Source organism: Paraburkholderia flagellata, assembly GCF_021390645.1.
Taxonomy (GTDB): domain Bacteria; phylum Pseudomonadota; class Gammaproteobacteria; order Burkholderiales; family Burkholderiaceae; genus Paraburkholderia; species Paraburkholderia flagellata.
Map to the genome: position 1 here is coordinate 842,840 of NZ_JAJEJT010000001.1, position 23,183 is coordinate 866,022.

The 23,183-nt window shown below is 67.2% G+C and carries 19 protein-coding genes; 8 read left to right on the forward strand and 11 right to left on the reverse strand.

Translation table 11 applies throughout. From position 1 onward, the window contains the following. The first annotated feature begins 11 nt into the window (after positions 1-11). The 3 genes from cobT to cobC are packed head-to-tail and all read left to right on the forward strand — an operon-like array spanning position 12 to position 2,435. A complete protein-coding gene (gene cobT, locus L0U83_RS03660; protein WP_233880615.1) occupies positions 12-1,076 on the forward strand; it encodes a nicotinate-nucleotide--dimethylbenzimidazole phosphoribosyltransferase in 1,065 nt (354 codons plus the stop codon). A gap of 10 nt (positions 1,077-1,086) precedes the next feature. After that, the gene (locus tag L0U83_RS03665; RefSeq protein ID WP_233883686.1) at positions 1,087-1,863 is read left to right on the forward strand and encodes an adenosylcobinamide-GDP ribazoletransferase; all 777 of its coding nucleotides are present in this window, start codon (positions 1,087-1,089) and stop codon (positions 1,861-1,863) included. Beyond that, complete coding sequence (cobC, locus tag L0U83_RS03670) at positions 1,848-2,435, forward strand: alpha-ribazole phosphatase (protein ID WP_233880617.1); 588 nt, start codon at positions 1,848-1,850, stop codon at positions 2,433-2,435. The genes L0U83_RS03665 and cobC overlap by 16 nt, the downstream gene beginning before the upstream one ends. A 21-nt stretch (positions 2,436-2,456) precedes the next feature. Here cobC and L0U83_RS03675 read toward each other — a convergent pair whose 3' ends face one another. The 4 genes from L0U83_RS03675 to cobU are packed head-to-tail and all read right to left on the reverse strand — an operon-like array spanning position 2,457 to position 5,884. After that, positions 2,457-3,365, reverse strand: coding sequence for a cobalamin-binding protein (locus L0U83_RS03675; protein ID WP_233880619.1), 909 nt, complete (start codon positions 3,363-3,365; stop codon positions 2,457-2,459). Then, positions 3,365-4,402, reverse strand: coding sequence for a threonine-phosphate decarboxylase CobD (gene cobD / locus L0U83_RS03680; protein WP_233880621.1), 1,038 nt, complete (start codon positions 4,400-4,402; stop codon positions 3,365-3,367). Before cobD ends, L0U83_RS03675 begins: the two co-directional genes overlap by 1 nt. After that, positions 4,395-5,330, reverse strand: coding sequence for an adenosylcobinamide-phosphate synthase CbiB (gene cbiB, locus L0U83_RS03685; RefSeq protein ID WP_233883695.1), 936 nt, complete (start codon positions 5,328-5,330; stop codon positions 4,395-4,397). Before cbiB ends, cobD begins: the two co-directional genes overlap by 8 nt. Continuing rightward, entirely contained in the window at positions 5,330-5,884 is a 555-nt protein-coding gene (gene cobU / locus L0U83_RS03690) for a bifunctional adenosylcobinamide kinase/adenosylcobinamide-phosphate guanylyltransferase (protein ID WP_233880623.1), read from the reverse strand. Before cobU ends, cbiB begins: the two co-directional genes overlap by 1 nt. Before the next feature lie 138 nt (positions 5,885-6,022). Here cobU and L0U83_RS03695 point away from each other — a divergent pair, with 138 nt between their 5' ends. Next, complete coding sequence (locus L0U83_RS03695; protein WP_233880625.1) at positions 6,023-7,546, forward strand: cobyric acid synthase; 1,524 nt, start codon at positions 6,023-6,025, stop codon at positions 7,544-7,546. Positions 7,547-7,580: 34 nt separating this feature from the next. Here L0U83_RS03695 and L0U83_RS03700 read toward each other — a convergent pair whose 3' ends face one another. Continuing rightward, positions 7,581-8,000, reverse strand: coding sequence for a PaaI family thioesterase (locus L0U83_RS03700; protein WP_233880627.1), 420 nt, complete (start codon positions 7,998-8,000; stop codon positions 7,581-7,583). 210 nt (positions 8,001-8,210) lie between these two features. Here L0U83_RS03700 and L0U83_RS03705 point away from each other — a divergent pair, with 210 nt between their 5' ends. Further along, positions 8,211-8,849, forward strand: a complete 639-nt coding sequence (locus tag L0U83_RS03705) for a ParA family protein (RefSeq protein WP_233880629.1) — start codon at positions 8,211-8,213, stop codon at positions 8,847-8,849. Positions 8,850-8,927: 78 nt separating this feature from the next. On the opposite strand, the gene panD is transcribed toward L0U83_RS03705, so the two are convergent. The 4 genes from panD to L0U83_RS03725 all read right to left on the reverse strand — a co-directional run bounded on the left by panD (position 8,928) and on the right by L0U83_RS03725 (position 11,667). Further along, complete coding sequence (panD, locus tag L0U83_RS03710) at positions 8,928-9,314, reverse strand: aspartate 1-decarboxylase (protein WP_201693692.1); 387 nt, start codon at positions 9,312-9,314, stop codon at positions 8,928-8,930. Positions 9,315-9,413: 99 nt separating this feature from the next. Then, entirely contained in the window at positions 9,414-10,256 is an 843-nt protein-coding gene (gene panC, locus L0U83_RS03715; RefSeq protein WP_233880631.1) for a pantoate--beta-alanine ligase, read from the reverse strand. Between the two features lie 311 nt (positions 10,257-10,567). Beyond that, positions 10,568-11,482, reverse strand: coding sequence for a segregation and condensation protein A (locus L0U83_RS03720; RefSeq protein WP_233880633.1), 915 nt, complete (start codon positions 11,480-11,482; stop codon positions 10,568-10,570). Continuing rightward, positions 11,482-11,667, reverse strand: a complete 186-nt coding sequence (locus L0U83_RS03725; RefSeq protein WP_233880634.1) for a DUF3460 family protein — start codon at positions 11,665-11,667, stop codon at positions 11,482-11,484. Before L0U83_RS03725 ends, L0U83_RS03720 begins: the two co-directional genes overlap by 1 nt. Positions 11,668-12,028: 361 nt before the next feature. Here L0U83_RS03725 and L0U83_RS03730 point away from each other — a divergent pair, with 361 nt between their 5' ends. Together L0U83_RS03730 and L0U83_RS03735 are read left to right on the forward strand one after the other, a co-directional pair. Further along, on the forward strand, positions 12,029-13,786 hold the full coding sequence (locus L0U83_RS03730; RefSeq protein ID WP_373321042.1) for an autotransporter assembly complex protein TamA: 1,758 nt from the start codon (positions 12,029-12,031) through the stop codon (positions 13,784-13,786). A gap of 61 nt (positions 13,787-13,847) precedes the next feature. Continuing rightward, entirely contained in the window at positions 13,848-18,341 is a 4,494-nt protein-coding gene (locus L0U83_RS03735; protein ID WP_233880636.1) for a translocation/assembly module TamB domain-containing protein, read from the forward strand. Between the two features lie 100 nt (positions 18,342-18,441). Here the strand turns inward: L0U83_RS03735 and metG are convergent, their stop codons facing one another. Together metG and L0U83_RS03745 are read right to left on the reverse strand one after the other, a co-directional pair. Continuing rightward, positions 18,442-20,595, reverse strand: coding sequence for a methionine--tRNA ligase (gene metG / locus L0U83_RS03740; RefSeq protein ID WP_233880638.1), 2,154 nt, complete (start codon positions 20,593-20,595; stop codon positions 18,442-18,444). 441 nt (positions 20,596-21,036) lie between these two features. Further along, positions 21,037-21,690: a YiaD family glycine zipper/OmpA-like lipoprotein gene (locus L0U83_RS03745; protein WP_233880640.1), complete on the reverse strand. Its 654-nt coding sequence runs from the start codon at positions 21,688-21,690 to the stop codon at positions 21,037-21,039. 318 nt (positions 21,691-22,008) lie between these two features. Between L0U83_RS03745 and apbC the strand changes: the two genes are divergently transcribed. Further along, a complete protein-coding gene (gene apbC, locus L0U83_RS03750; RefSeq protein ID WP_233880642.1) occupies positions 22,009-23,097 on the forward strand; it encodes an iron-sulfur cluster carrier protein ApbC in 1,089 nt (362 codons plus the stop codon). Positions 23,098-23,183 lie beyond the last annotated feature (86 nt).

The following is a 23,183-nucleotide window of genomic DNA, read 5'->3' on the forward strand; positions in this document are numbered from 1 at the left end:
CGAAACACACCATGACGTCATCGCTTACCGAACTGCTCGCCGTCGAACCGCTCGACCTCTCGTTGCGCGACGAACTGCAACGCCTTATCGACACGAAGACAAAGCCCCCCGGCAGTCTTGGCCGCCTCGAATCGCTGGCGCGCCAGCTTGGCATGATCCAGGGCACGACGCGCCCGAGCGTCGAGCGTCCTGTGATGATCGTGTTCGCGGGCGATCACGGCATTGCCGCCGAAGGCGTGAGCCCGTATCCGCAGGCCGTGACTGCGCAGATGGTCGCGAACTTCGTGGCAGGCGGCGCGGCCATCAACGCATTCAGCGGCGTGGCGGGACTCACGCTCGAAGTCGTCAACGCGGGCGTGGCGACACCGCTGCCGCTGTCGCCCACGCTGGTCGATGTGCCCATCGCGCGCGGCACGCGCAACTTCGCGCGCGAGCGCGCCATGACGTGCGACGAAGCCCTCGCCGCGCTCGCGGCGGGCGCCGAGCGCGTGCGCCATCACGCGGCACTCGGCACGAACGTGATCGGCTTTGGCGAAATGGGCATTGCGAATACGTCGTCGGCAGCGTGCCTGATGAGCCGGTTGTGCGGCGTGCCGATCGACGAATGTGTCGGGCGCGGCACGGGCCTCGACAATGCGGGCCTCGCGAAAAAGCGCAACGTGCTCGCGGCGGCGCTCGCGCATCATGCCGACGCGCGCGAACCGCTCGACGTGCTCGCCGCGTTCGGCGGCTTCGAGATCGCGATGATGGCGGGCGCGTACCTCGAAGCGGCACGCTCGCGCATGGTGATTCTCGTGGACGGCTTTATCGCGACCTCGGCGCTGCTCGTGGCCGACTCGCTTGCGCCAAACGTGCGCGACTACTGCGTGTTTGCGCACGCATCGAACGAAGCGGGGCACCGGCGCATGCTCGATCACTTCGGCGCGCGCGAACTGCTCGCGCTTGATCTGCGTTTGGGCGAGGGTACGGGCGCGGCGCTCGCCGTGCCGCTCTTGCGCGCGGCGGTGGCGTTCCTGAACGAAATGGCGAGCTTCGAGTCGGCTGGCGTCGACAATCGCAGTGATCGCCACGCCTGAGCGCCGCACGATGAAGCCGCTTGCGGAACTGCGTTATTTCTTCACGGCGCTCGGCTATTTCACGCGTGTGCCGGTGCCGCGCTGGGTCGGCTTCGAGCCTGCATGGCTCAATGCGGCGGCGCGCTACTTTCCGCTCGTCGGCGTGTTGATCGGCGCACTCGGGGCGCTCGTCTATCTCGCCGCATTGCGTGTGTTTCCCGCGAGCGTGGCGGTGTTGCTTTCGATGGCCGTCACGCTCCTCGCGACGGGCGCCTTCCACGAGGATGGCCTCGCCGATTGCCTTGACGCATTCGGCGGCGCGTACACCCGTGAGGACGTGCTGCGCATCATGCACGATTCGCGCATCGGCGCGTTCGGTGCGATTGGCCTCGTCGTGGCGCTTGCGCTCAAGTGGCAGACGCTTGCCGCGCTGCCCCCGGCGCGCGCCGCGATGCTGATGATCGCCGCTCACGCGGCGAGCCGCGCGTGCGCGATCAGCTATCTCGTCTCGCTCGAGTACGTGCGCACCGAGGGCAAGGCGAAGCCCGTTGCGCAGCGCATGAGCGTGTCCGCGTGGCTGTGCGCGTGCGTGTTCGGCTTGCCGTGGCTTTTCTGGCCGACGTGGTCCGTTACGCCTGACTGGCGCGCGGGTGCCGCGACGCTCGTCGTGCTTGCCGTGCTGCGCTACGTGTTGGGGCGCTACTTCGTGCGCCGCATCGGCGGCTATACGGGCGATTGTCTCGGCTTCGCGCAACAGGTGTTCGAGATTGCCATTTACCTCGTGGGGCTCGCATGGATCTCGTTCTGATTCGCCATCCCGCCGTGGCCGTGGATGCGGGCGTGTGCTACGGCGCGAGCGACGTGCCGCTCGCGGGCGACGCAACGCAGCAGGCCGCGCTGTTCGCCGAGCGGCTCACGGTGCTCGGCGTGCGCGAACCGCAACGGATTGAAACGAGCCCGCTCACGCGCTGCGCGAGCGTTGCGGCGGCGTTTGCCGGTTTGCACGGACACACGCCGCAAGCAGACGCACGCCTTGCGGAGATGGATTTCGGCGCGTGGGAGATGCAGCGTTGGGACGCGATCGAACGCGCGCAGATCGACGCATGGGCCGCGAATTTCGAGCACGCGCGCGAACATGGCGGCGAAAGCGTTGCGCAGTTCGATGCGCGCGTGAGCGGATGGTTCGATAGGCTCGACGCGCACGAGAAGTCCACCGTTTGGGCAGTCACGCATGCGGGCGTGATTCGCACCGTCGCGGCGCGCGCGCTCGGCATGCCGCTCGCGCGCTGCGTACGCTGGCCACTGGAGATGGGCGCCATCGTGTGCCTGCGCTACGACGCTTTTAGCGCACAGTGGCTGCTCGCGCGCTGGAACGCGTAGCAACTCGCTTCGGATTTCGAATTAATGCGCAACGGCGTCGCGCGAGCGGGCGAGATCGAGATCCTTGCACAGCTGAGCCGCGCCCTGGGCGATGCGCGGCGCGGGGCGCGTGAGCAGATCGCCGTCGATGGCGAAGAGATTGCCGCGTGCAACAGCGGTGAGCGCGGGCCAGGCGCGCCAGCGCTCGAAGCTTGGCAGAGGGCGCTCCGGTGAAGTTGCGCCTTGCGAAGCGGTGACGATCGCATCGGGATTGGCGGCGAGCACGGCTTCCGTGGAAATCGTCGGCAGGAGCGGATCGAGCGTTGCGAACACGTTGCGGCCGCCGCACAGCGCGATCACGTCGCTGATCATGTGCGAACCGTTGATGGTCATCAGCGGCTGATCCCAGACTTCGTAGAAGACACTCACGGGGGCGCGTTGCGCATAGCGTGCGCGTAGCTGCGCGATGTCGCGGCGGTAGGCGCTTGCCGCAGCCTGCGCCGTGGATTCGGTGCCGAGCAATACGCCGAGGCGCGTGAGAGAGGTCGCGACATCGTCGAGCTTGTGCGGCTCGCTGAAAAAGAGCGGGATGTGCAGGTCCCGCAGACGATCGAGCTGTTGCTGTGCGTTGCCGTGACGCCAGACCACGATGAGGTCAGGCTTGAGCGCGGCGATGCGTTCGAGGTCGAGCGCTCGATTGTCGCCCACGCGCGGGACCTTTTGTGCTTCGGGCGGGTAGTCGCTGTAGGCCACGGCGCCGACCACTTTCGCGCCGCCGCCCGCCGCGAACAGCAACTCGGTCACGTGCGGGGCGAGGCTCAATACGCGCTGCGCAGGCGCGGGAAGGGTGACGGTGTTGCCCGCGTCGTCGATGGCGGCGACGGTCGCGCTTGCAGCGCATGGGCCGAGCGCCGCGACGGCAAGCGCTAACACCAGGATTGCCGCGCGCATCAGCCGATCGCCCGCATGGCTTGTTCGAGCGCGCTTTCGAAGCGCTGCCATTCGTCTTCGGAGGCGGGCAGGCCAAAGCGCAGGCTGGCCGGCGCGTCGAAGCGGCGCGTCCACACCGCGCGGCGCGCGAGTGCGTCCTGCAGCGCTGCCGCGCGCGCTTCCGTGATCCACGCGAAAAGCGGCGTGGCGTGCGGCGCAAAGCCGTGAGCGCGCAACAGCGCAACGAGGCGTGCGCTCTCGGTTGCGAGGCGCACGTGCATTTCGCTTTGCCACGCGCCGTCTTCGAATGCGTGGGTGACGGCGTGGCGCGCAGGTCCGCTCACGGTCCACGCGCCCAGATGCGCACGCAACGCGGCTAGCAGCGCGGGTGCGCCGAGTGCGAAGCCACAACGCGCACCTGCGAGCCCGAAGAACTTGCCCGGCGAGCGCAGCACGACGAGTCCTTCGCGGCTGGTTGCGTGCGCAAGCGTTTCGGATCGCTCGTGGCCGAACGCATCGCCAAAAGCTTCGTCGACGATCAGCGTACCGCCGCGCGAGGCGAGTTGCGCATGCCAATGCAGCAGGCGCGCGGCAGCGATATGCGCGGCCGTCGGATTGTTGGGGTTCACCACGACGGCGTGCGTGACGGTATCGGGCAGCGTGTCCTGCGTGAGGTCGAGCGGCACGATCTCATTGCCCGCGCGCGCAAACGCCGGCGCGTACTCGCCGTAGGTGAGCGGCGCGATCGCGACACGCGCAGACGGCAACAGCGTGGACAACAGCGCAGGCAGCGCGCGGATCGCGGCCTGGCTGCCCGCCACGGGCAAGACATGGTGCGCGTCTGGTGCGCCGTAGTAGCGCGCGGCGCACGCGGCGAAGCCGTCGCCGTCGTCGGGCAGGCGCCGCCATGCCGTCGGCGGCACGGGCGGTACGGGATAGCCGTGCGGGTTGATGCCGGTGGAGAGATCGATCCAGGCGTCCCACGCGATGCCGTAACGCACGGCGGCTTCGTGCAGATTGCCGCCGTGTGCGACGAGAGCGGCTGGATTCTCAGACATGGGTCGCCACGCTCACGAAGGCCAGTGCGAGCAGCGCCGCGAGCCACAGGATGGTGGTGCGCTCGACGAGCCGCAGCGCCGCATCCACGTGTTGCGCGCGCGGCGGCGAGCCCGCGCCGAGCGCTGGGCGCTCCTCCAGCACACCGTGATAAACGGCCGTGCCGCCCAGCAGCACGTTCAGGCTGCCCGCGCCTGCGGCCATCACCGGGCCCGCGTTCGGGCTCTCCCAGCGATGCGCCTGCTCGCGCCAGCAGCGCAGCGCCATGCGCGTGTCGCCGAGCAGCGCGTAGCTCGCGGCGGTGAGGCGCGCGGGAATCCAGTTGAGCACGTCGTCGATGCGCGCGGCAGCCCAGCCAAAGCGCAGGAAGCGCGGCGTGCGGTAACCCCACATGGCATCGAGTGTGTTGGCGAGGCGGAACGCGAGTGCACCGGGGCCGCCCGCGATCGCGAACCAGAACAGCGCGCCGAAGATTGCGTCGTTGCCGTTCTCGAGCGCCGATTCCACGGCGGCGCGCGAAAGCGCAGTGGCGTCCGCTCCTGCTGTGTCGCGCGAGACGATGCGGCCAGTCAGCTCGCGCGCGGCTGCGAGGTCGCGCCGCGCCAGGGCGGCGCCGATCGGTGCGATGTGCTCGGTAAGACTGCGCGCGCCGAGCGCGAACCATAGCAGCGCGACATGCAACGCCCAGGCGAGCGGCCAGGGCAGCAGCGCACACAGCAGCGCGGCGACGATGACGGGCGGCGCGACGGCGGCAAGCCATGCGAGCAGGCCGAGGGGACGGCCGCGGCGGCCCGTGTTCAGGTGCGCTTCGATGCGGCTCGCGTAGCGGCCGAATGCGACGAGCGGATGCGCGCGGCGCGGTTCGCCGAGCCAGCGGTCGACAGTGACGCCGGCCACGGCAAGCGCGGCGGTAACGGGTAGCGTGAGCATCATGAGGTCTCGCGCGGCGCCTTGAGCACCAGAGGCAGGCCTGCGGCGATGAGCGTGGCGCGGTCGGCGAGCGCCGCGACGCGCTGATTGAGGCGGCCGAGTTCGTCCACGTAAAGGCGCGTGAGCGCGCCGATCGGCACGACGCCCATGCCGATCTCGTTGCTCACCACGAGCACCGTGCCTTGCGCGCGCTCGCAGGCAGCAGCGAAGGCGTCGAGGCGTTCGCGCCAGTCGGGTAGCGGCGAGTCGGAGTCGGCGGGGCAAAGCAGGTTCGTGAGCCACAGCGTGAGGCAGTCGATCAGCACGCACTGGCCGGGCGCCGCCGCCGCGTCGAGCGCGCCCGCGAGATCGAGCGGCGCTTCGGCGAGCGCCCAGTGCACGGGTCGGCGCGCGCGATGGTGGCCGATGCGCTCGGCGAACTCGGCATCGCCCGTCACGCGCGCGGTGGCGATATACGTGACCGGCAGGCCGCTCGCGGCGGCGAGGCGTTCGGCGTGCGCGCTCTTGCCCGAGCGCGCGCCGCCGACGATGAAGGTGAGGTCGCGCGAATTCATCGCGTGATTGTAACGGCTGCTGTTGGCCGCACCGTCATCCGTTCGGCCAACGTCGCGCCGGGGTCCTGCAGCGTGTAGCGGGGCGATGGGATAATGCGCGTTCGCCTTCCCGTGTCTCTCAGGCCACCGATCCGCTTCATGACCGCCACGCTACCCGCCGTGCCCCGCGTACCCACCGGCACGCTGATGATCCAGGGCACGACCTCCGACGCCGGCAAGAGCACGCTCGTCGCCGGCCTGTGCCGCCTCGCGCGTCGCGCGGGCGCGCGCGTCGCGCCGTTCAAGCCGCAGAACATGGCGCTCAACAGCGCCGTGACCGTGGATGGCGGCGAGATCGGCCGCGCCCAGGCGCTGCAGGCCGTCGCCGCCGGCATCGAGGCGCACACCGATCTGAATCCGGTGCTGCTCAAACCCAATAGCGATCTCGGCTCGCAGGTCATCATCCACGGCAAGGCACGCATGAATCTCAATGCGCGCGCGTACCAGGACTACAAGCCGATCGCGCGCGAGGCCGTGCTCGAGTCCTATGGACGTCTGCGCGCGCGCTACGACACGGTGTTCGTGGAAGGCGCGGGCAGTCCCGCCGAAGTCAACCTGCGCGCCAACGACATCGCGAATATGGGTTTCGCCGAGGCGGTCGATTGCCCGGTAGTCCTCGTGGCCGACATCGACCGTGGCGGCGTGTTCGCGCATCTGATCGGCACGCTGGCCTGTCTTTCGGAAAGCGAGCGCGTGCGCGTCAAAGGTTTCGTCATCAACCGTTTTCGCGGCGACCGCTCGCTGCTGGAACCCGGGCTCGCCTGGCTCGAGCAGCAAACGGGCAAGCCGGTGCTGGGTGTCGTGCCGTATCTGCACGGTCTCACGCTCGACGCCGAGGACATGTTGCCGGGCGCCGCTCACAGCGGCGCACAGGCCGGGGGCGAGACGCTGCGCGTCGTTGTGCCGGCGCTGCCGCACATCAGCAACCACACCGACTTCGACGCGCTGCGCGCCCATCCGCAGATCGATTTCACGTATGTGCGCACGGGCGAGGCGCCGCCCGCCGCCGATCTCGTGATCCTGCCGGGGTCGAAGAACGTGCGCGACGACCTCGCGTGGCTGCGTGCCCAGGGCTGGGAGGCGGCGCTTGCGCGGCATCTGCGGTATGGCGGGCGCGTCATCGGCATTTGCGGCGGCATGCAGATGCTCGGGCGCGCGATTGCCGATCCGCATGGCGTGGAGGGCGAACCGGGCGCGGTCGAGGGCTTCGGCTGGCTCGACTACGAGACCGTGCTCACGCGCGAAAAGACGCTGAAGAATGTGACGGGCGCGCTCGCGCTGGAAGGCGCCCACGGGGCCCCTGCGCGCGTGGCGGGCTACGAAATTCATATGGGCGAGACGCGCGGGCGCTCGCTCGATTTCCCGGCGCTCAGGCTCGCTGAGGGAGGCGAGGGGACAACTCGCCCGGACGGCGCGCGCTCGGCAGATGGCCAGATTCTCGCCACCTACGTGCACGGCCTCTTTGACACGCCCGAGGCGTGCGCGGCGCTCGTGCGCTGGGCCGGGCTCGCGCAGGCGCGCGCGGTGGACTATCCGGCGCTGCGCGAGGCGTCGCTCGAGCGGCTGGCGGATACGCTCGCCGCGAGCCTCGATCTGGAGAAGTTGTTCGGCGTGATTGGCTAAAAGCGTGGCTAAATGCGCGGTCGACCGGCTCGGCTCAGTAAAGCACCATCTGCGTACAGCGGAACAGCGCGATGGTCTTGCCGTCCGGGCCGCTCACCGTAGCGTCCCAGACCTGTGTGCTGCGCCCGAGGTGCACGCCCGTCGCGACGGCCGAGATCGTGCCTTCGCGCGCGGTGCCGAGATGGTTGCTCTTGATCTCGATGGTCGTGAAGTTCTTCGCGTTGGGCGGCAGGTGGGCGAGACAGGCGTAGCCGCAGGCCGTATCGGCGAGACCAATCACCGTGGCGGCGTGCAGGAAGCCATTCGGGGCGAGCAGGTCGCTGCGCACATCGAGTTCGGCGCGCAGCAGGCCTTGCTCAAGGGCAATCGGACGAAAGCCCAGCAGATCGGGCAGGCGGCCGCGCTGCCGTTCGAGCAGGGTTTCGATCGTGACGTCGTGGCGTAGGGTGCTCATGGTCGGTCAGTCTCCTCTATTTGATGTGAACAATGCGGGTGCGCGCACGTGGGGGACTTCGGCGGCGCGCAATTTGCCGATAATATCGGACGGTTGATTCGGGGCGCTGGCTCGTCTGCAAGTCGCCTCGCAAGGTATCGAACAACGCATCAGGCAACAATCACGGCAATCCGGCTGGCCCATGCGCCAGCCATCCTGACGGGAGCATTCATGACGGTAATCGTGGTGGCGAATCCCAAGGGCGGCGTGGGAAAGAGCACGCTGTCCACCAATCTGGCCGGCTATTTCGCCGCACAAGGCGAGTGGGTGGCGCTCGCGGACCTCGACCGGCAGCAGTCCTCGCACGCCTGGCTCGATCTGCGGCCCGCCACGCTGCCGGCCATCGAAAGCTGGCAGGTCGATCTGGACAACCCGGCGAAACCGCCCAAGGGACTCGAGCACGCCGTCATCGACACGCCCGCGGGCCTGCACGGCAACCGGCTCGGGGCGATCATCGAACTGGCGGACAAGGTGATCGTGCCGTTGCAGCCTTCGATGTTCGACATTCTCGCCACCCAGGACTTCCTGAACCGCCTCGCCAAGGAAAAGGCCGTGCGCAAGGGCGCGATCCAGGTGGGCGTGGTTGGGATGCGGGTCGATGCGCGCACGCGCTCGGCCGAGCAGCTGCAACGCTTCGTCGAGGGGCTGGAGCTGCCGGTGCTGGGCTATCTGCGCGACACGCAGAACTACGTGCAGCTCGCCGCGCACGGCCTCACGCTGTGGGACGTCGCGAAGAGCCGGGTCGAGAAGGATCTTGACCAGTGGCAGTCGATTATCGGCTGGGTGGACGGCAAACAAGCGGGTAACTGACCAGGCAACCTGGCTGGCAACCAGGCGGACAACTACGGCGGCGCGGGCCCAATGCGCCGCGCCGGCCGCATTCGCGCTTTAGCTCCAGCTTTGCGTGGGCACGTGGTCGCGGCTGCCCTTGATGCGGTTGTTCTCGTCCACGAAGACGAGGTCCGGCTTCCAGCCGGCCTTGAGCTCTTCCTCTTCCACGTTCGCGAAGGCCGCGATGATCACGAGGTCGCCCAGTTGCGCGCGGCGCGCGGCCGAGCCGTTCAGCGAGATCATGCCGCTGCCGCGTTCGCCCTTGATCGCGTAGGTCGTGAAGCGCTCGCCGTTGTTGATGTTCCAGATGTCGATACGCTCGTTTTCGACGATGTTGGCCGCTTCGAGCAGGTCTTCGTCGATGGCGCACGAGCCTTCGTAGTGCAGTTCGCAGTGCGTGACCGCGACGCGGTGGATCTTCGACTTGAGCATATGGCGTTGCATGGAGGGTCTCCTCAGGCGAGCGGGCGCTTGGCCCGCCGCGGGTAAGCGGAATCTGGCGCAATCGGGTGAGAGCGGGGCGGCGCGGCCGTCCCGCGGGCGTCAGATCTCGAGGTTGTCGATGAGGCGCGTGGCACCCAGCTTGGCCGCGGCCAGCACGACGAGCGGCGACTCTGCGTCACCAGCTACGCCCGGCGCGGGCGGCAGCAGGTTCGCGCGCTTGCGGATCGCGATGTAGTCGGGCTTCCAGCCGCGCGCGGCGAGCGTGGCCATGGCGTCAAGTTCGAGCTGCTGGAAGTCGCGGCGGCCCGACAGCACCGACTCGCGAATCGCGCGCAGGACGCCCGCCAGTTGCGGCGCCTCGGCGCGCTCGGCCTCAGTGAGGTAGCGATTGCGCGAGCTGAGCGCGAGGCCGTCGGCGTCGCGCACCGTTTCGGCGGCGATCACTTCGGTCGGCAGCGCGAACTGGTTGCACATCGCGCGCACGATCATGAGCTGCTGGTAGTCCTTCTTGCCGAACACGGCCACGCGCGGCTGCACGCACGACATCAGCTTCATGACGACCGTGCACACGCCCTCGAAGAAGCCGGGGCGGAATTCGCCCTCCAGAATGTCGCCGAGATCGTGCGGCGGGCGCACGCGATATTCCTGCGGTTGCGGATACATGTCGCGCTCGGTCGGCGCGAACAGCACGTAGACGTTTTCCTTCTGCAGCTTCTCGATATCGTCCTGGAGCGTGCGCGGATACTTGTCGAAGTCCTCGTTCGGGCCGAACTGCAGCCGATTGACGAAGATGCTCGCCACGACCGGGTCGCCGTGCTGGCGCGCGAGGCGCATCAGCGAGAGATGGCCTTCGTGCAGGTTGCCCATGGTCGGCACGAACGCGGTGCGGTTTTGGCCGCGCAACTGGTCGCGCAATTCCTGAATCGAGCTAATGACTTTCATGATCGAATGCTTTACGCCTCGCGCGGGGCAAGACTTGGGTGGCACGGCCGCAAGCCAGAGACCCGGACGAAGGGCCGCGAGCGGACGTCGCGCGCCCGGTCCGCGCAGGTCGCGCGGCAGGTAATTCGTGTGCCCCGTTTATGGGACGAGACCGGGCAGGCGCGGGCGATTGTAGTGGATTTGTGATTGCGGCGCACCCGCCTCGGATAGGGGGTTGTCCTGGCGTTCCGCTGTGCGGTCCGGCGCCGGTCTCCGCGTGATGTGGTCCTATTTATTGTCCCGCCGCGTGCAGAGACAAGATCAGGCAAAGATCAGACGGGCAAATACGCGAGCCGCACGTAAATCGGCGCGAACGGCTCGGGCTGGGTGATCTCGATGAGCGATTCGCGCGAAAGCTCCAGCATGGCGATGAAGTTCACGATCACGACGGGCACGCCGCGCGTGGTGTCGAAAAGCTCGGAGAACTCCATGAAGCGCTCGCCCTGGAGCTTGCGCAGGATGATGCTCATGTGCTCGCGCACGGAGAGTTCCTCGCGCGAGATCTTGTGATGCTGGACGAGCTTCGCGCGCTTGATGACGTCGGCCCACGCGGCGCGCAGGTCGTTGCTGTCCACGTCGGGAAAGCGCGGCGTGATGCTCTGCTCGATATAGACCTCGGCGCGCAGGAAGTCGCGGCCGAGTTGCGGCAGCTGGTCGAGGCGCTGGGCGGCGAGCTTCATCTGCTCGTATTCGAGCAGGCGGCGCACGAGTTCGGCGCGCGGATCCTCGGCTTCCTCGCCGGTGTCGGCCTTCCTGACCGGCAGCAGCATGCGCGACTTGATCTCGATGAGCATGGCCGCCATCAGCAGATATTCGGCCGCGAGTTCGAGGTTGGTCTTGCGCAGTTGCTCGACGTAGCCGAGGTACTGGGTCGTGACCTCCGCCATCGGAATGTCGAGGACGTTGAAGTTCTGCTTGCGGATGAGGTACAGCAGCAGGTCGAGCGGGCCTTCGAAGGTCTCGAGGAAAACTTCGAGCGCGTCGGGCGGGATGTAGAGGTCCTGCGGGAGCTTGAAGAGCGGCTCGCCGTAAAGGCGTGCGAACGCGACGCCGTCGACCGTATCGGGCGTCGAGTCGGTAGCGGGCGTGGTCAGCGCCTCACCGGGCGTTGGCCCGGGCGCGTGGCCCGCGTGACTGGCCGCGTGCTCGCCCGCTGGCGGCGCGCCGACCCCCTCGGCCTCGGCCATCAGAAGTTCTGGTAGTAGACGTAAGGCGTTTGCTTCACGCGCGAAGCCTGCTGGCGCTCGCGCTCGTCGAGGTCGATCGGCTGCTTGTCCCACAGGAGCGCGCGGCCCTTGCGTTGCTGTTCTTCGAGCTGCGGCGTTTGCTGCTTGAGCTGGTTGATGAACTGCGTGATGTCCGACTGATACATGGCTGACGTCCGTCCAGTAAGGCGGGGCGCCTGATTGCGCCGCGCCGCTAATTCTGTCGGGGGCAATTTTACCGCAAGCCAACGCCGCGGAACATCCGCGCCGACTTTCGTGCTCCGCCGCCTTTGCGGTCGTCTTGCCGTGCCTTTGCGCCTGCTCCTGGGGTTTTTACGCGCCGATGTGGTGAAATAACGCGTTTGCGCCCGTTGCCGCCCCCGTGCCCTGCGCGCGAGCGGCGCAACCGGCGCCAACCAGTTCTACGACGGCCGGAGGTGGCGTTTGGCGGGATGGGTGATCGAAGCATTGTGCGCACGGCGGCGCCCCTCGTGGGCGGCGCGGCCACGGCTCGCCGCGTGCCTGATCATGTGCCTCGTCGAGTTCTGCGCCGTGGCGACGCCCGCTCGGGCCGACATCCTGACTACCCTCCTGCCGTGGATGCGCCCGCGCACCTACTACGACGTCGATATCCAGGCCTCCCCGCGCGACCTGCGCAAGCTCCTCGAGGCGCACCTCGACATTGCGCGCTTTGCCACGCGCGCCGACGTGAACGAGGACCAGTTCGAGTTCCTCGTGACCGCGACGCCGCAGCAGGTGCGGGATCTTGCCTCGACCGCGGGCTATTTCACGCCAGTCGTGCGCACCGACGTGCGCACGGTCGACGGCAGGCGGCACGTGCGGGTGAGCGTCGACCCGGGGCCGCGCACGACGATTTCGTCGGTGAAGCTCGTCTTTCGGGGCCCCGTGCTCACGGAAGATCCGGCGCAGGCGAACACCGCGCGGTTCGCGTTCTCGCTGCACGACGGCGATGCCTTTAGCCAGTCAGGCTGGGACGATGCCAAGAACGCTTCGCTCAAGGCGCTGCAGGCACGCCGCTACCTCGGCGCCAAGATCGTGTTTTCGGAGGCGCGGGTCGATCCGCTGCGCCATGACGCGCAACTTTCCGTAACGTTCGACAGCGGGCCGACCTTCACGCTGGGCAAGCTCGACGTTTCGGGCCCGCGGCGGTACCCGGGCTACATCATCGACAACGTGAATCCGCTCTCGCCCGGCGAAGTCTACGATCTGAACCGCGTGGCCGAGCTGCAGCGCCAGGTGCAGAACACGCCGTACTACGCGAGCGTGGCGATCGACGTCGACGCCAATACGCAAAAGCCGGTCGATACGCCCGTGCACGTGAAGGTGAGCGAGTTCCCGTACAACAACTTTCGCGGCGGCGTGGGTTATTCGACCGATACCGGCGCGCATGTCCAAGGGTCCTATACGTATCTGAATACGTTCGGGGCGGCGTGGCCGTTCCAGGTGCAGGGGCGACTCGACCAGATCCAGAAGTTCGGGCAGGTCCAGCTTTCGATGCCGCCGGGCCCGCGCGCCTGGACCAACAGCCTCGTCGCCTCCTACACGACCACCGACGTCTCGGACACGAACATCTATAGCGCGCGCGTCGGGGTGCAGCGCACGCGCACCTCGCAGAACATCGACTACGCCTACGCGCTGATGTTCTACGACGATCGCCTCACGCAGAACGTGGGGCCGTCCTCGCGGGCCTATGCGCTCGTGCCGACCTGGGGCTGGACGCGCCGCAACGTCGACGACCCGCTCTTTCCGCGCACGGGCAACATCATTCGCATGGAGGCGGGCTTCGCGCTCAAGAACGCGGGCGCCGAGCAAAGCTTCGTGCGCGCCTACATGCGCGGCCAGCAATACTTGCCGATCGGCCACAGCGACATCATGGTGTTCCGCGCGGAGCTGGGCGGTGTCTTCACGAGCGGCCCTTCGAGCGGCATCCCCGCGTCGCTGCTGTTCCGCGCGGGCGGGTCGAACTCGGTGCGCGGCTACTCGTTCCAGAGCATCGGCAATGACCAGTCGGGCTCTATCCTGCCGACCAAGTATCTCGTCACCGGGTCAGCGGAGTACCAGCACTGGTTCAGCCACGACTGGGGCGGCGCGGCGTTTTTCGACGTCGGCACCGCCACCGATACCTGGGGCGAAAAGGAGTTCGACCCGGGCGCGGGTATCGGCGCGCGCTGGCGCAGTCCCGTCGGGCCGGTCAACCTCGATCTCGCCTATGGTTTTCGCACTCACAGCGTGCGGCCCTATCTGACACTCGGAATCGCCTTCTGATGATGACGCGCTCGCTGCTCTGTTTCGCTACGACCCCTGCGCCGCACGGCGAGGTGGTCGCATGAGCGCGCGTCGTTTCGTTGCCAGGGTGTGGTTCCCCGTCACGTTCGCAGTGCCGCCGGGGGAGGCTGGAGCCAGCCCGGACGATGAAGCGCGCGGTGAACCCAGCGGCGGCGGCAACGGCGCGCGTGGCGCGGGCGGTGACGCCGGTGCGCCGCCGCCGCGTCGTCGCGGGCCGCGGCTCTGGAAGGCGCTGGTCTGGGCTATCGTCGTGCCGGTGCTGGTGGTCGGGCTTGTCGCCGGCTTGCTGTATGGCGTGCTGACCACCGAGCGCGGCACCGCTTACGCGTGGCGCGCGGCCGTCAAGCTGCTCGACGGCAAGCTTGCGGGCAGGCTCGAAGGCGGTACGCTCGCGAGCGGTGTGCGCTTGACCGACGTGAGCTGGCGCGGCACGGACGGCACCACGCTCAAGGTCGACCGCATTGGCGGCGAATGGGAACTGCATGGCTTCGGCCAGAAACCCTGGCGCTTCGTGGTGGACTACCTGCACGCTGGCGACATCGAGATGCGCATCGTGCCGTCGCACGAGCCTTCCTCGCCCATGACGCTGCCTGAGAACCTGCAACTGCCGCTCGGGCTCGAGATCCGCGATTTGCAGGTGAACAAGCTCACGTTGCACGAAGGCGCCTCCACCAACGAGTTCTCGCGATTCCAGTTCCACGGACGCAGCGATGGCCGCCATCACGAGGCCGCCATCGAGCGTCTCGACACGCCCTTTGGCGCGGTGAGCGCGCGGGCGAAGCTCGATGGCGTGCGGCCGTTCGCGCTCACGGGCGACCTGGGCTACTCCGGCAAGGTGAACGGCGAGGACGTGCAGGTGAGCGCGAACCTCGCCGGCTCGCTCGAGGCGCTCACGGCCGAGATCGAGGCGAGCGGCATGAAGCTCAGCGGCCGCGCCCATGTGGAGGCGACGCCGTTCGCTTCCGTGCCGCTGCAACGCGCAACGCTCGCGTTCGATCACGTCAATCCGCAGGCGTTCGCGCCGGGCGCGCCGTTCGCCGACCTCGCCGTGCGTGCGCAATTGCAACCGGTGCCAGGCGGCGCGGCGGGCGTGCCGGCGGCGCTCGCGTCGATGGCTTCGGGCGCAGCGGCGGCGTCGGCGGTCACGCCGGCTTCCGTGCCGGCGTTGGCATCGGCGCCTGGGGGTGGCGCGAAACCCGATGCCGCGGCTGCCTCCACAGCATCGGCCACAGCCGCCGCGGCTCGCGAACGCAGCAATGCGGCTGGCTTCACGGTGGCGGGCGCGGTCTCGATCGTGAACGCGAAGCCGGGCGCCATCGACGAAAAGCTGTTGCCGCTCATCGACGCTCACGCCGACGTCGTGCTCGATGCGAGGACGCAGCGCATCCCGAAGCTCGCCGTGCGTCTCGTGAAGAATGCGACGATCACCGGCGGCGGCACGATCAGCGGGCGCGACGGACGCTTCGATCTGAAGGTGGCCGGGCTCGACCTCAACGCGATCCAGTCGAGCGTGCGTGCCACGCAATTCGCGGGGCCGATTGGCGTGCGGCTGAACGGCGACGTGCAGAGCGTCACGCTCGATCTCGCCGATCCGAAGGCGGCGCTGCGCGTGCAGGGCAAGGTCACGCAGGACCCCGCGCGCCTGTCGCTCAACGACGTGCGGCTGACTTCGGGCGCGGGGCGCATCGACCTTTCAGGCGCGCTCAAGCACGACGCCAGTTCCACGTATCAACTCAAGGCGGTGCTGACCAATTTCGATCCGCTGTCGCTCACGTCGCAAATCCCGGCGCGCACGAGCGCGAAGTCGCCAGGCCCGGCCGTGCGGCCGAGGCCCGCTCATGTGGCTCAACCCGCGGCCCAGCCCGCCGCCGACGCGCTCAATCCGCAACGCAATCTCGCGCTCAATCCGGCGCTGAACCCGTCGCTCAATCCCGCGCAGTCCGGCGAGCAGGCCGCCGAGCAAAAGCGCGTGGAGAACGCAAAAGAGACCCAGCAGGGCGCGGCGGCACAACCCGAAGCGCGGCCAGCACCCGCCGCACGTCCCGCTGGCCGGCGCATTGAGGCGCGCGTAAACGGCACGCTCAATGCGAGCGGCACGCTCGCGCCCACTTTCACGACGAAGGCCGAGTTCAAGCTCGGCCCGAGCGTCTACGACGACCTGCCGCTCACGGGCGAGGGCCTCATCCAGCTGGCGGGCTCGCGCATCCTGCCAAGCCGCGCGAACCTCTCGATCGCGGGCAATACCGTCGAACTGCAAGGCAGCTTCGGCGCGCGTGGGGACCGCCTGCGCTTTCGGGTGGATGCGCCGCAGCTCGACCGGCTAGGCTTCGGCATAGCGGGCCAGCTCGCGGCGAACGGCGACGTGACCGGCACCTTCGCGCATCCTGACGTCTCACTCGACTACAAGGCGGACCACGTGGTGTTCGGCGATAACCGCATCGGCCATGCCGAAGGCCATGCCCTCGCCCGCGACGGCGCGAATGGCGCGCTCGCCTTCAGCACCGACGCGAGCGAGATCGCCGTGGCGGGCGTCGATATCACGACGCTCACCGCGCGCCTCGACGGTACGCGCGCGAAGCACACGCTCACCGCGAGCGCGAAGGGCAAAGTGCAGGGCCAGCCGATCGATTTCGTGGTGGCGGCGAACGGCGGCCTCCAGGACACGCGCGAGGGCTCGCGCTGGAACGGCACGCTCACGCAACTCGAGAATCGAGGCGTGCCCGGTGTGAAGCTGCAGTCGCCGCTGACGGTCAGCGCGGGTGCCGGTCACGTCACGCTTGGTGCGACACGTCTCGTGGGCGAAGGCGCGACGCTCGACCTGAAAGGGTTCGACCTCGACCATGGGCGCATTCACTCGGCGGGCACGCTCACCAACGTTTCGCTCGCGCGCATCATGCAAATCCGGCAGCAGTTCACGGGCGTGCCGTCCACGCTCAGGACCGACCTGATCTTCGACGGCGACTGGGACTTCTCCGTCGGCCAGACGGCTACCGGCTATGTGCAGATCAAGCGCCGCTCGGGCGACATCACGACCGAAGTTGGCCGCGGCTTTGCCTCGCTCGGCGTGGGCGAGTTCAACGTGCGCGCGGCCTTCAGCGGCGGCAACCGCCTCGCGCTCACGGCGCAAGCGCAGGCGAGCCGCGTGGGCATGCTCGACATCGACGCCTACACGACGCTCGTGCCGCGCGACGGCATCCTCACCGTCGCGGACGAGGCGCCGATCGGCGGCACCATCAAGGCGAACGTGCCCTCGCTCCGGACCACGGGCGGCATGTTGGGCCCGACTTATCTGCTCGACGGCCATCTCGCGCTGCAACTCGTGCTCGGCGGCACGGTCGCGAAGCCGAATCTCACGGGCTCACTTGTCGGCGACGGGCTTTCGGCCACTGTGGTCGATCAGGGCGTGGAGTTGAAGGACGGCGTGATCCGCATCGCGCTTTCGCAGAACCTCGTCGACTTCCAGCAGGTGGAGTTCCAGGGCGCGACGAGCGGCACGCTGCGCGCAACGGGCCGTGTGCGTCTCGACAACGCCGAACCCGATCTCACGGCGAGCATCGTCGCGGACAAGCTCGAACTGTTTGCTTCGCCCGACCGCAAGCTGTCGCTCTCCGGCAGCGCGAGCATCGCCAACGGCGGCCATCTTGGCGGCATGGAGATCGACGGCAAGTTCACCGTCGATCACGCGCTTTTCGATATGCCGGAGTTGCCCGCGCCATCGCTTGGCGACGACGTCGTGATCGTGCGCCCCGACGGCACGACGGTAGGCGGCAGGCCGCCCATCGAAGAAACGGCGTCGACGAGGCCCGCGCCGCGCTTTGCGCCGCGCGCCAACGTCGAGATCGATCTCGGCCACGACTTCCGCTTCCGCGGGCAGGGCGCGGATCTGGGCCTTGCGGGCTTGATCTCGGTCAACAGCGCGCCGGACGTACCGCTGCGCGCGGTCGGCAACGTGCGCGTGACTGAAGGCTCCACATACACGGCATTCGGCACCAAGCTCAACATCGAAAACGGCTTCTTCACGTTCAACGGGCCGGTGGGCAACCCGGGCATCAACATTCTTGCCATGCGGCGCAACCAGCAGGTCGAGGCGGGCGTGCAGGTCACGGGTACAGTGCAGTCGCCAGCGGTAAGGCTTGTCTCCGAGCCGAACGTGCCCGACAACGAAAAGCTCTCCTGGCTGCTGTTCGGCCACGGCACCGACCAGGGTAACAACCTCGGCCAGCAGAACGCCATGACGACGGCGCTCGCCTTGCTTGGCAGCGCGCAGGGCAAGCGCATCGCGCAAAGTATCGGCCTCGACGAATTTTCGATCGGGCGCAGCGAGGTCGGCCTGACCGACACCGAGGTTGTGATGATCGCGAAGGTCATCAATCAGCGGCTCGTGATTGGCTACGAGCAGGGTTTGCAGACGGCGTCGAACGCGGTGAAGGCGACGATCAACCTCACGCGCTACTGGTCGCTGGTGGCGTATACCGGCACGTTCAATGGCGCCGATGTTCTCTACACGCGGCGTTTCGACCGGATTCGCTGGTAGAAGAATCAGAAACCATCGATGAACAGCAAAAAAAAGCACACCTGAGGGGTGTGCTTTTTTTCGAGTAGCGCAACGCCGTGGCGTTTGCGCTTGTATCGCCTTAACGCACGCGCATACCCGGTTTTGCACCGGAATGCGGTTCGAGGATATACAGGCCAGGCTCAGCCTTCTCGTCAGCCGCGGAGGCCGCGAGCACCATCCCTTCGGACATGCCGAACTTCATCTTGCGCGGCGCGAGGTTCGCGACCATCACCGTGAGCTTGCCCTTGAGGTCTTCCGGCTTGTACGCGGAACGGATGCCCGAGAACACGTTGCGCGTCTTTTCTTCGCCCACGTCGAGCGTGAGTTGCAGCAGCTTGTCCGAACCTTCGACGATGTTGCAGTCGACGATCAGCGCCACGCGCAGATCGATCTTCGCGAAGTCGTCGATGGAGATGACTTCGGGCGTTTCATCGGCGGCAGGCTTTTTCGCTTCCTTCGCCGCCTTCGACTTCTTGTTTGCGTCCGCAGCCGCGGCGGCGGGCGCATCGGTTGCCTGCAGCGAATCGCGGTTGGCGGCGAGCAGCGCTTCGATCTGCTTCGGATCGACGCGCGTCATCAGGTGCTTGTACGCGTTGATCGGCTGTTGCGACGACAGCGCGCGCCCTGCATCGGCCCACGTAAGCGGCTCGATGGCGAGGAACTGCTCCACGCCTTCAGCGAGTTGCGGCAGCACCGGCTTGAGCGCGAGCGAAAGCAGGCGGAATGCTTCGAGGCTCACGCTGCAGGTCTCGTGCAGCGCCACCGAGTTGGCCGGATCCTTGGCCTGTTCCCACGGCTTGGCCGTATCGACGTAGCCGTTCACGGCGTCGGCGAGCTCCATCGTCTGGCGCAGCGCGCGGCTGTATTCGCGTGCTTCGTAGTGCGCAGCGATGTGCGGAATCGCCGTGCGCAGCTGTTCGAGCAACGGATGATTCATCGCGCTATCTTGCACGCGGCCTTCGAAGCGCTTGATCAGGAAGCCTGCCGCGCGGCTCGCGATATTGATGTACTTGCCGACGAGGTCGCTGTTCACGCGCGCCTGGAAGTCATCGAGGTTCAGGTCGAGGTCTTCCATCGTGCTGTTGAGCTTCGCGGCGAAGTAGTAGCGCAGCCACTCGGGGTTCAGGCCCGTGGTCACGTAGCTTTCCGCCGTGATGAATGTGCCGCGCGACTTCGACATCTTCGCGCCGTCCACGGTCAGGAAACCGTGCGCGAAGACGTTGGTCGGCGTGCGGTGACCCGAGAACTGGAGCATGGCAGGCCAGAACAGCGTATGGAAATACAGGATGTCCTTGCCGATGAAGTGGTACTGCTCCGTCTTCGAACCGGCCTTCACCCAGGCCTCGAAGTCGAGGCCGCGCTGCTCGCACAGGTTCTTGAAGCTCGCGTAATAACCCACCGGCGCGTCGAGCCACACGTAGAAGTACTTGCCGGGCGCGCCCGGAATCTCGAAGCCGAAGTAGGGTGCGTCGCGCGAGATGTCCCAGTCGGCGAGCTTCGATTCGCCCGAGTCGCCGAGCCACTCGCGCATCTTGTTGGTCGCTTCCGGTTGAGCGAGGCCACTCACCCAACCGCGCAGGAAGTCTTCGCAGCGCGGGTCCGAGAGGCGGAAAAAATAGTGCGTCGAGGTCTTGCGGATGGGCGTCGCGCCCGAGACCACCGAGTACGGATTCTTCAGGTCAGTCGGTGCGTAGGTCGAGCCGCACACTTCGCAGCTGTCGCCGTACTGATCTTTCGCGCCGCACTTCGGGCACTCGCCCTTGATGAAGCGGTCCGGCAGAAACATGTTCTTGACCGGATCGTAGGCCTGCTCGATGTCGCGTGTCTCGATGAAACCCGCTTCCTTGAGCGCCAGATACACCGACTCGGAGAGCACGCGATTCTCTTCGGAGTCCGTCGAGTAGTAGTTGTCGAACGACACGCCGAAGCTGTCGAAATCGCGCTTGTGCTCTTGCCACACGCGCGCGATCAGCTGCTGCGGCGTGAGGCCTTCCTTCTCCGCGCGCAGCATGACGGGCGTGCCGTGCGTGTCGTCGGCACCGACGTAGTAGACCTCGTGGCCATGCATTCGCAGCGCGCGAACCCAGATGTCCGTCTGGATGTACTCGACCAGGTGGCCGATGTGGATCTGACCGTTGGCGTACGGCAGAGCAGACGTAACGAGAATCTGGCGGCGGCCGCTTGGATTGGCATGCGCGCCGGCTGCTGCGAGGTCGGTGGCGGGTGCTGACATAAGTGAGGGGAAGTCCGATGTTGCAGGGGGAAAGGGCGATTTTAGCAGGGCGGACGCAGCGCCGTTCGGCCAGCAGATGGACACTCGTATGCGCCGCGCGAGCAACGACTATGCTGCGATGCACAAATCGCGGCCAAAAAAAACCGGGGCAAGAATGGCCCCGGAGCAACAACGACAAGAGGAGAATGGTGACGCGGCGGCACTGCCGCACACGTACCGTAAAGACAGACAGCACGATTTCCCGAGAGTTCGATAAATTTTTCGATTCTCTGCTGGCGCTTTGAAGCGGGCGACCGGTGGCTGTCCATCAAGGGTTTCAGCGCGCGTCTTCGGGCCGCTCAAAATGCAAACGGGACGGCATGGTTGCCGTCCCGTTGATGTGTCGCTGTTTTCTCTGCGACATTTTGGCTACCGCTTTTCCGGCAACTGCGCCGGGCCGGCTTAGCCGCCCTGGTGCTGTGCCGTCGCGCGCAGGTAGATTTCCACGCGGCGGTTCGCGGCGCGCCCGGTTTCCGTGCTGTTGTCGGCGATCGGCTGGGTGTCGCCGCGGCCCTCGGCCGACATGCGCTGCATCGGGATGCCGCGCGAGGCAAGGTAGTTCACCACGCTCTGCGCGCGGTTGGCCGACAGCGTCTGGTTGTATGCGGGCTGGCCGGTGTTATCCGTATGACCCACGACTTGCGCGACGACTTCCGGATTCTGCTGGAGCGTCTGCGCGACCTCGTCGAGCACCGGCGCGAACGACGGCTTGATCGCGTAGCTGCTGGTGTCGAAGGTCACGTTGCTCGGAATGTTGAGCTTGAGCGAGCCGTCCGGCTGCTCGGTGATCTGCGTGCCCGTGCCCTTGGTGGAGCCCGAAAGCTTGTTCTTGATGTTCTGCCAGTTGTAGCCGGTGATGCCGCCGACCAGCGCGCCCGCGCCCGCGCCGATCGCCGCGCCCTTGCCGCCGCCGAAGATCGCGCCGATGGCCGCGCCCGTGCCTGCGCCGACACCGGTGCCGAGAGCCGTGTTGGTGCCCTGCTGCGTCGCGCAGCCGGCGACGAGCGCGCCGGCAACGGCGAAAACGGACAGGCGGGTCAGGATTCTTGTGTTCATTTGCTTTCCTTACTTGAGTGGAACGGACGCTGCACGCGGCGTTCGCGGCCCCGCGTGCGAACAGGGTATTCGAACGGCGCGCAGCGGCAACTACTACAATGACGTCTTGAGGTTTGCGCCGCCAGGCGAAAAGCCGCGGGATCGCGGCTTTGAGAGCACCTGGCCGGCACACGAAATCGATGCTGCCGCGAAGCGTGCCCTGTCGGGTAATTTTGCGCAATGCAGCTTAACAATTTCTTTCGATTTCCGGCGCGTAGGCGATCAGTCCTCACTCGGACAGGCGCAAACGCAGACCGGCATTCTCCCCACGGAGTTTCAATGAGCATAGATCGGGCTTTGGTCGACGCCGCGCTTGCGGCCTTGACGGATCCGAACACGGGCCATCCCTATACGGTGGCCAAGGGCGTGCGCAATGTCACCGTCGAAGGCGATACGGTCGGCGTCGAGATCGTGCTTGGCTATCCGGCGAAGAGCCAGTTCGAAGCCGTGCGCAAGCAGGTCGAGGCGGCGCTCGCCGCAGTGCCGGGCGTGAAGACGAGCCGCGTCGCGGTCAGAAGCGAAATTACCGCGCATACGGTGCAACGCGGCGTGAAGCTGCTGCCGAATGTGAAGAACATCGTCGCCGTGGCCTCGGGCAAGGGCGGCGTGGGCAAGAGCACGACCGCCGTGAATCTCGCGCTGGCGCTCGCGGCCGAAGGCGCTTCGGTCGGCGTGCTCGACGCGGACATCTACGGCCCCTCGCTGCCGATGATGCTCGGCATCGAAGGCCGCCCCGAGTCGCCCGATGGCCAGTCGATGAATCCGCTCGAAGGCCACGGCGTGCAGGCCAACTCGATCGGCTTTCTGGTCGAGCAGGACAACCCCATGGTCTGGCGCGGCCCGATGGCGACTTCCGCGCTCGAGCAACTGCTGCGTCAGACGAACTGGCGCGAACTCGACTATCTCGTGGTCGACATGCCGCCGGGCACCGGCGACATCCAGCTCACGCTCTCGCAGCGCGTGCCCGTCACGGGCGCCGTGATCGTCACGACGCCGCAGGACATCGCGCTGCTCGACGCGAAGAAGGGCCTCAAGATGTTCGAGAAGGTGGGCATTCCGATTCTCGGCATCGTCGAGAACATGGCCGTGCACATCTGCTCGAATTGCGGCCACGCCGAGCATATCTTCGGCGCGGGCGGCGGCGAGCGCATGGCGAAGGAATACGGCGTGGAAGTGCTCGGCAGCCTGCCGCTCGACATCGCCATTCGCGAGCAGGCCGATTCGGGCAACCCGACCGTCGTGGCCGCGCCGCAGGGGCCGGTGGCGGAAATCTACCGCGCGATCGCGCGCCGCGTGGCGATCCAGATCGCCGAGCGCGCCCGCGACATGACCTCGAAGTTCCCGACCATCGTCGTGCAGAACACCTGAGCGCCGGTGCGGGCCGCTGCGCTTGTGCGGCGCCCCGCGTATGGGGACAGATAGGCACGCGGCGCGCTGCGTGCGCGGTATCATGT

Coding starts and splice junctions, on each gene's coding strand:
- cobT (WP_233880615.1), top strand. CDS start 12: ATGACGTCATCGCTTACCGAACTGCTCGCCGTCGAACCGCTCGACCTC.
- L0U83_RS03665 (WP_233883686.1), top strand. CDS start 1,087: ATGAAGCCGCTTGCGGAACTGCGTTATTTCTTCACGGCGCTCGGCTAT.
- cobC (WP_233880617.1), top strand. CDS start 1,848: ATGGATCTCGTTCTGATTCGCCATCCCGCCGTGGCCGTGGATGCGGGC.
- L0U83_RS03675 (WP_233880619.1), bottom strand. CDS start 3,365: ATGCGCGCGGCAATCCTGGTGTTAGCGCTTGCCGTCGCGGCGCTCGGC.
- cobD (WP_233880621.1), bottom strand. CDS start 4,402: ATGTCTGAGAATCCAGCCGCTCTCGTCGCACACGGCGGCAATCTGCAC.
- cbiB (WP_233883695.1), bottom strand. CDS start 5,330: ATGCTCACGCTACCCGTTACCGCCGCGCTTGCCGTGGCCGGCGTCACT.
- cobU (WP_233880623.1), bottom strand. CDS start 5,884: ATGAATTCGCGCGACCTCACCTTCATCGTCGGCGGCGCGCGCTCGGGC.
- L0U83_RS03695 (WP_233880625.1), top strand. CDS start 6,023: ATGACCGCCACGCTACCCGCCGTGCCCCGCGTACCCACCGGCACGCTG.
- L0U83_RS03700 (WP_233880627.1), bottom strand. CDS start 8,000: ATGAGCACCCTACGCCACGACGTCACGATCGAAACCCTGCTCGAACGG.
- L0U83_RS03705 (WP_233880629.1), top strand. CDS start 8,211: ATGACGGTAATCGTGGTGGCGAATCCCAAGGGCGGCGTGGGAAAGAGC.
- panD (WP_201693692.1), bottom strand. CDS start 9,314: ATGCAACGCCATATGCTCAAGTCGAAGATCCACCGCGTCGCGGTCACG.
- panC (WP_233880631.1), bottom strand. CDS start 10,256: ATGAAAGTCATTAGCTCGATTCAGGAATTGCGCGACCAGTTGCGCGGC.
- L0U83_RS03720 (WP_233880633.1), bottom strand. CDS start 11,482: ATGGCCGAGGCCGAGGGGGTCGGCGCGCCGCCAGCGGGCGAGCACGCG.
- L0U83_RS03725 (WP_233880634.1), bottom strand. CDS start 11,667: ATGTATCAGTCGGACATCACGCAGTTCATCAACCAGCTCAAGCAGCAA.
- L0U83_RS03730 (WP_373321042.1), top strand. CDS start 12,029: ATGTGCCTCGTCGAGTTCTGCGCCGTGGCGACGCCCGCTCGGGCCGAC.
- L0U83_RS03735 (WP_233880636.1), top strand. CDS start 13,848: ATGAGCGCGCGTCGTTTCGTTGCCAGGGTGTGGTTCCCCGTCACGTTC.
- metG (WP_233880638.1), bottom strand. CDS start 20,595: ATGTCAGCACCCGCCACCGACCTCGCAGCAGCCGGCGCGCATGCCAAT.
- L0U83_RS03745 (WP_233880640.1), bottom strand. CDS start 21,690: ATGAACACAAGAATCCTGACCCGCCTGTCCGTTTTCGCCGTTGCCGGC.
- apbC (WP_233880642.1), top strand. CDS start 22,009: ATGAGCATAGATCGGGCTTTGGTCGACGCCGCGCTTGCGGCCTTGACG.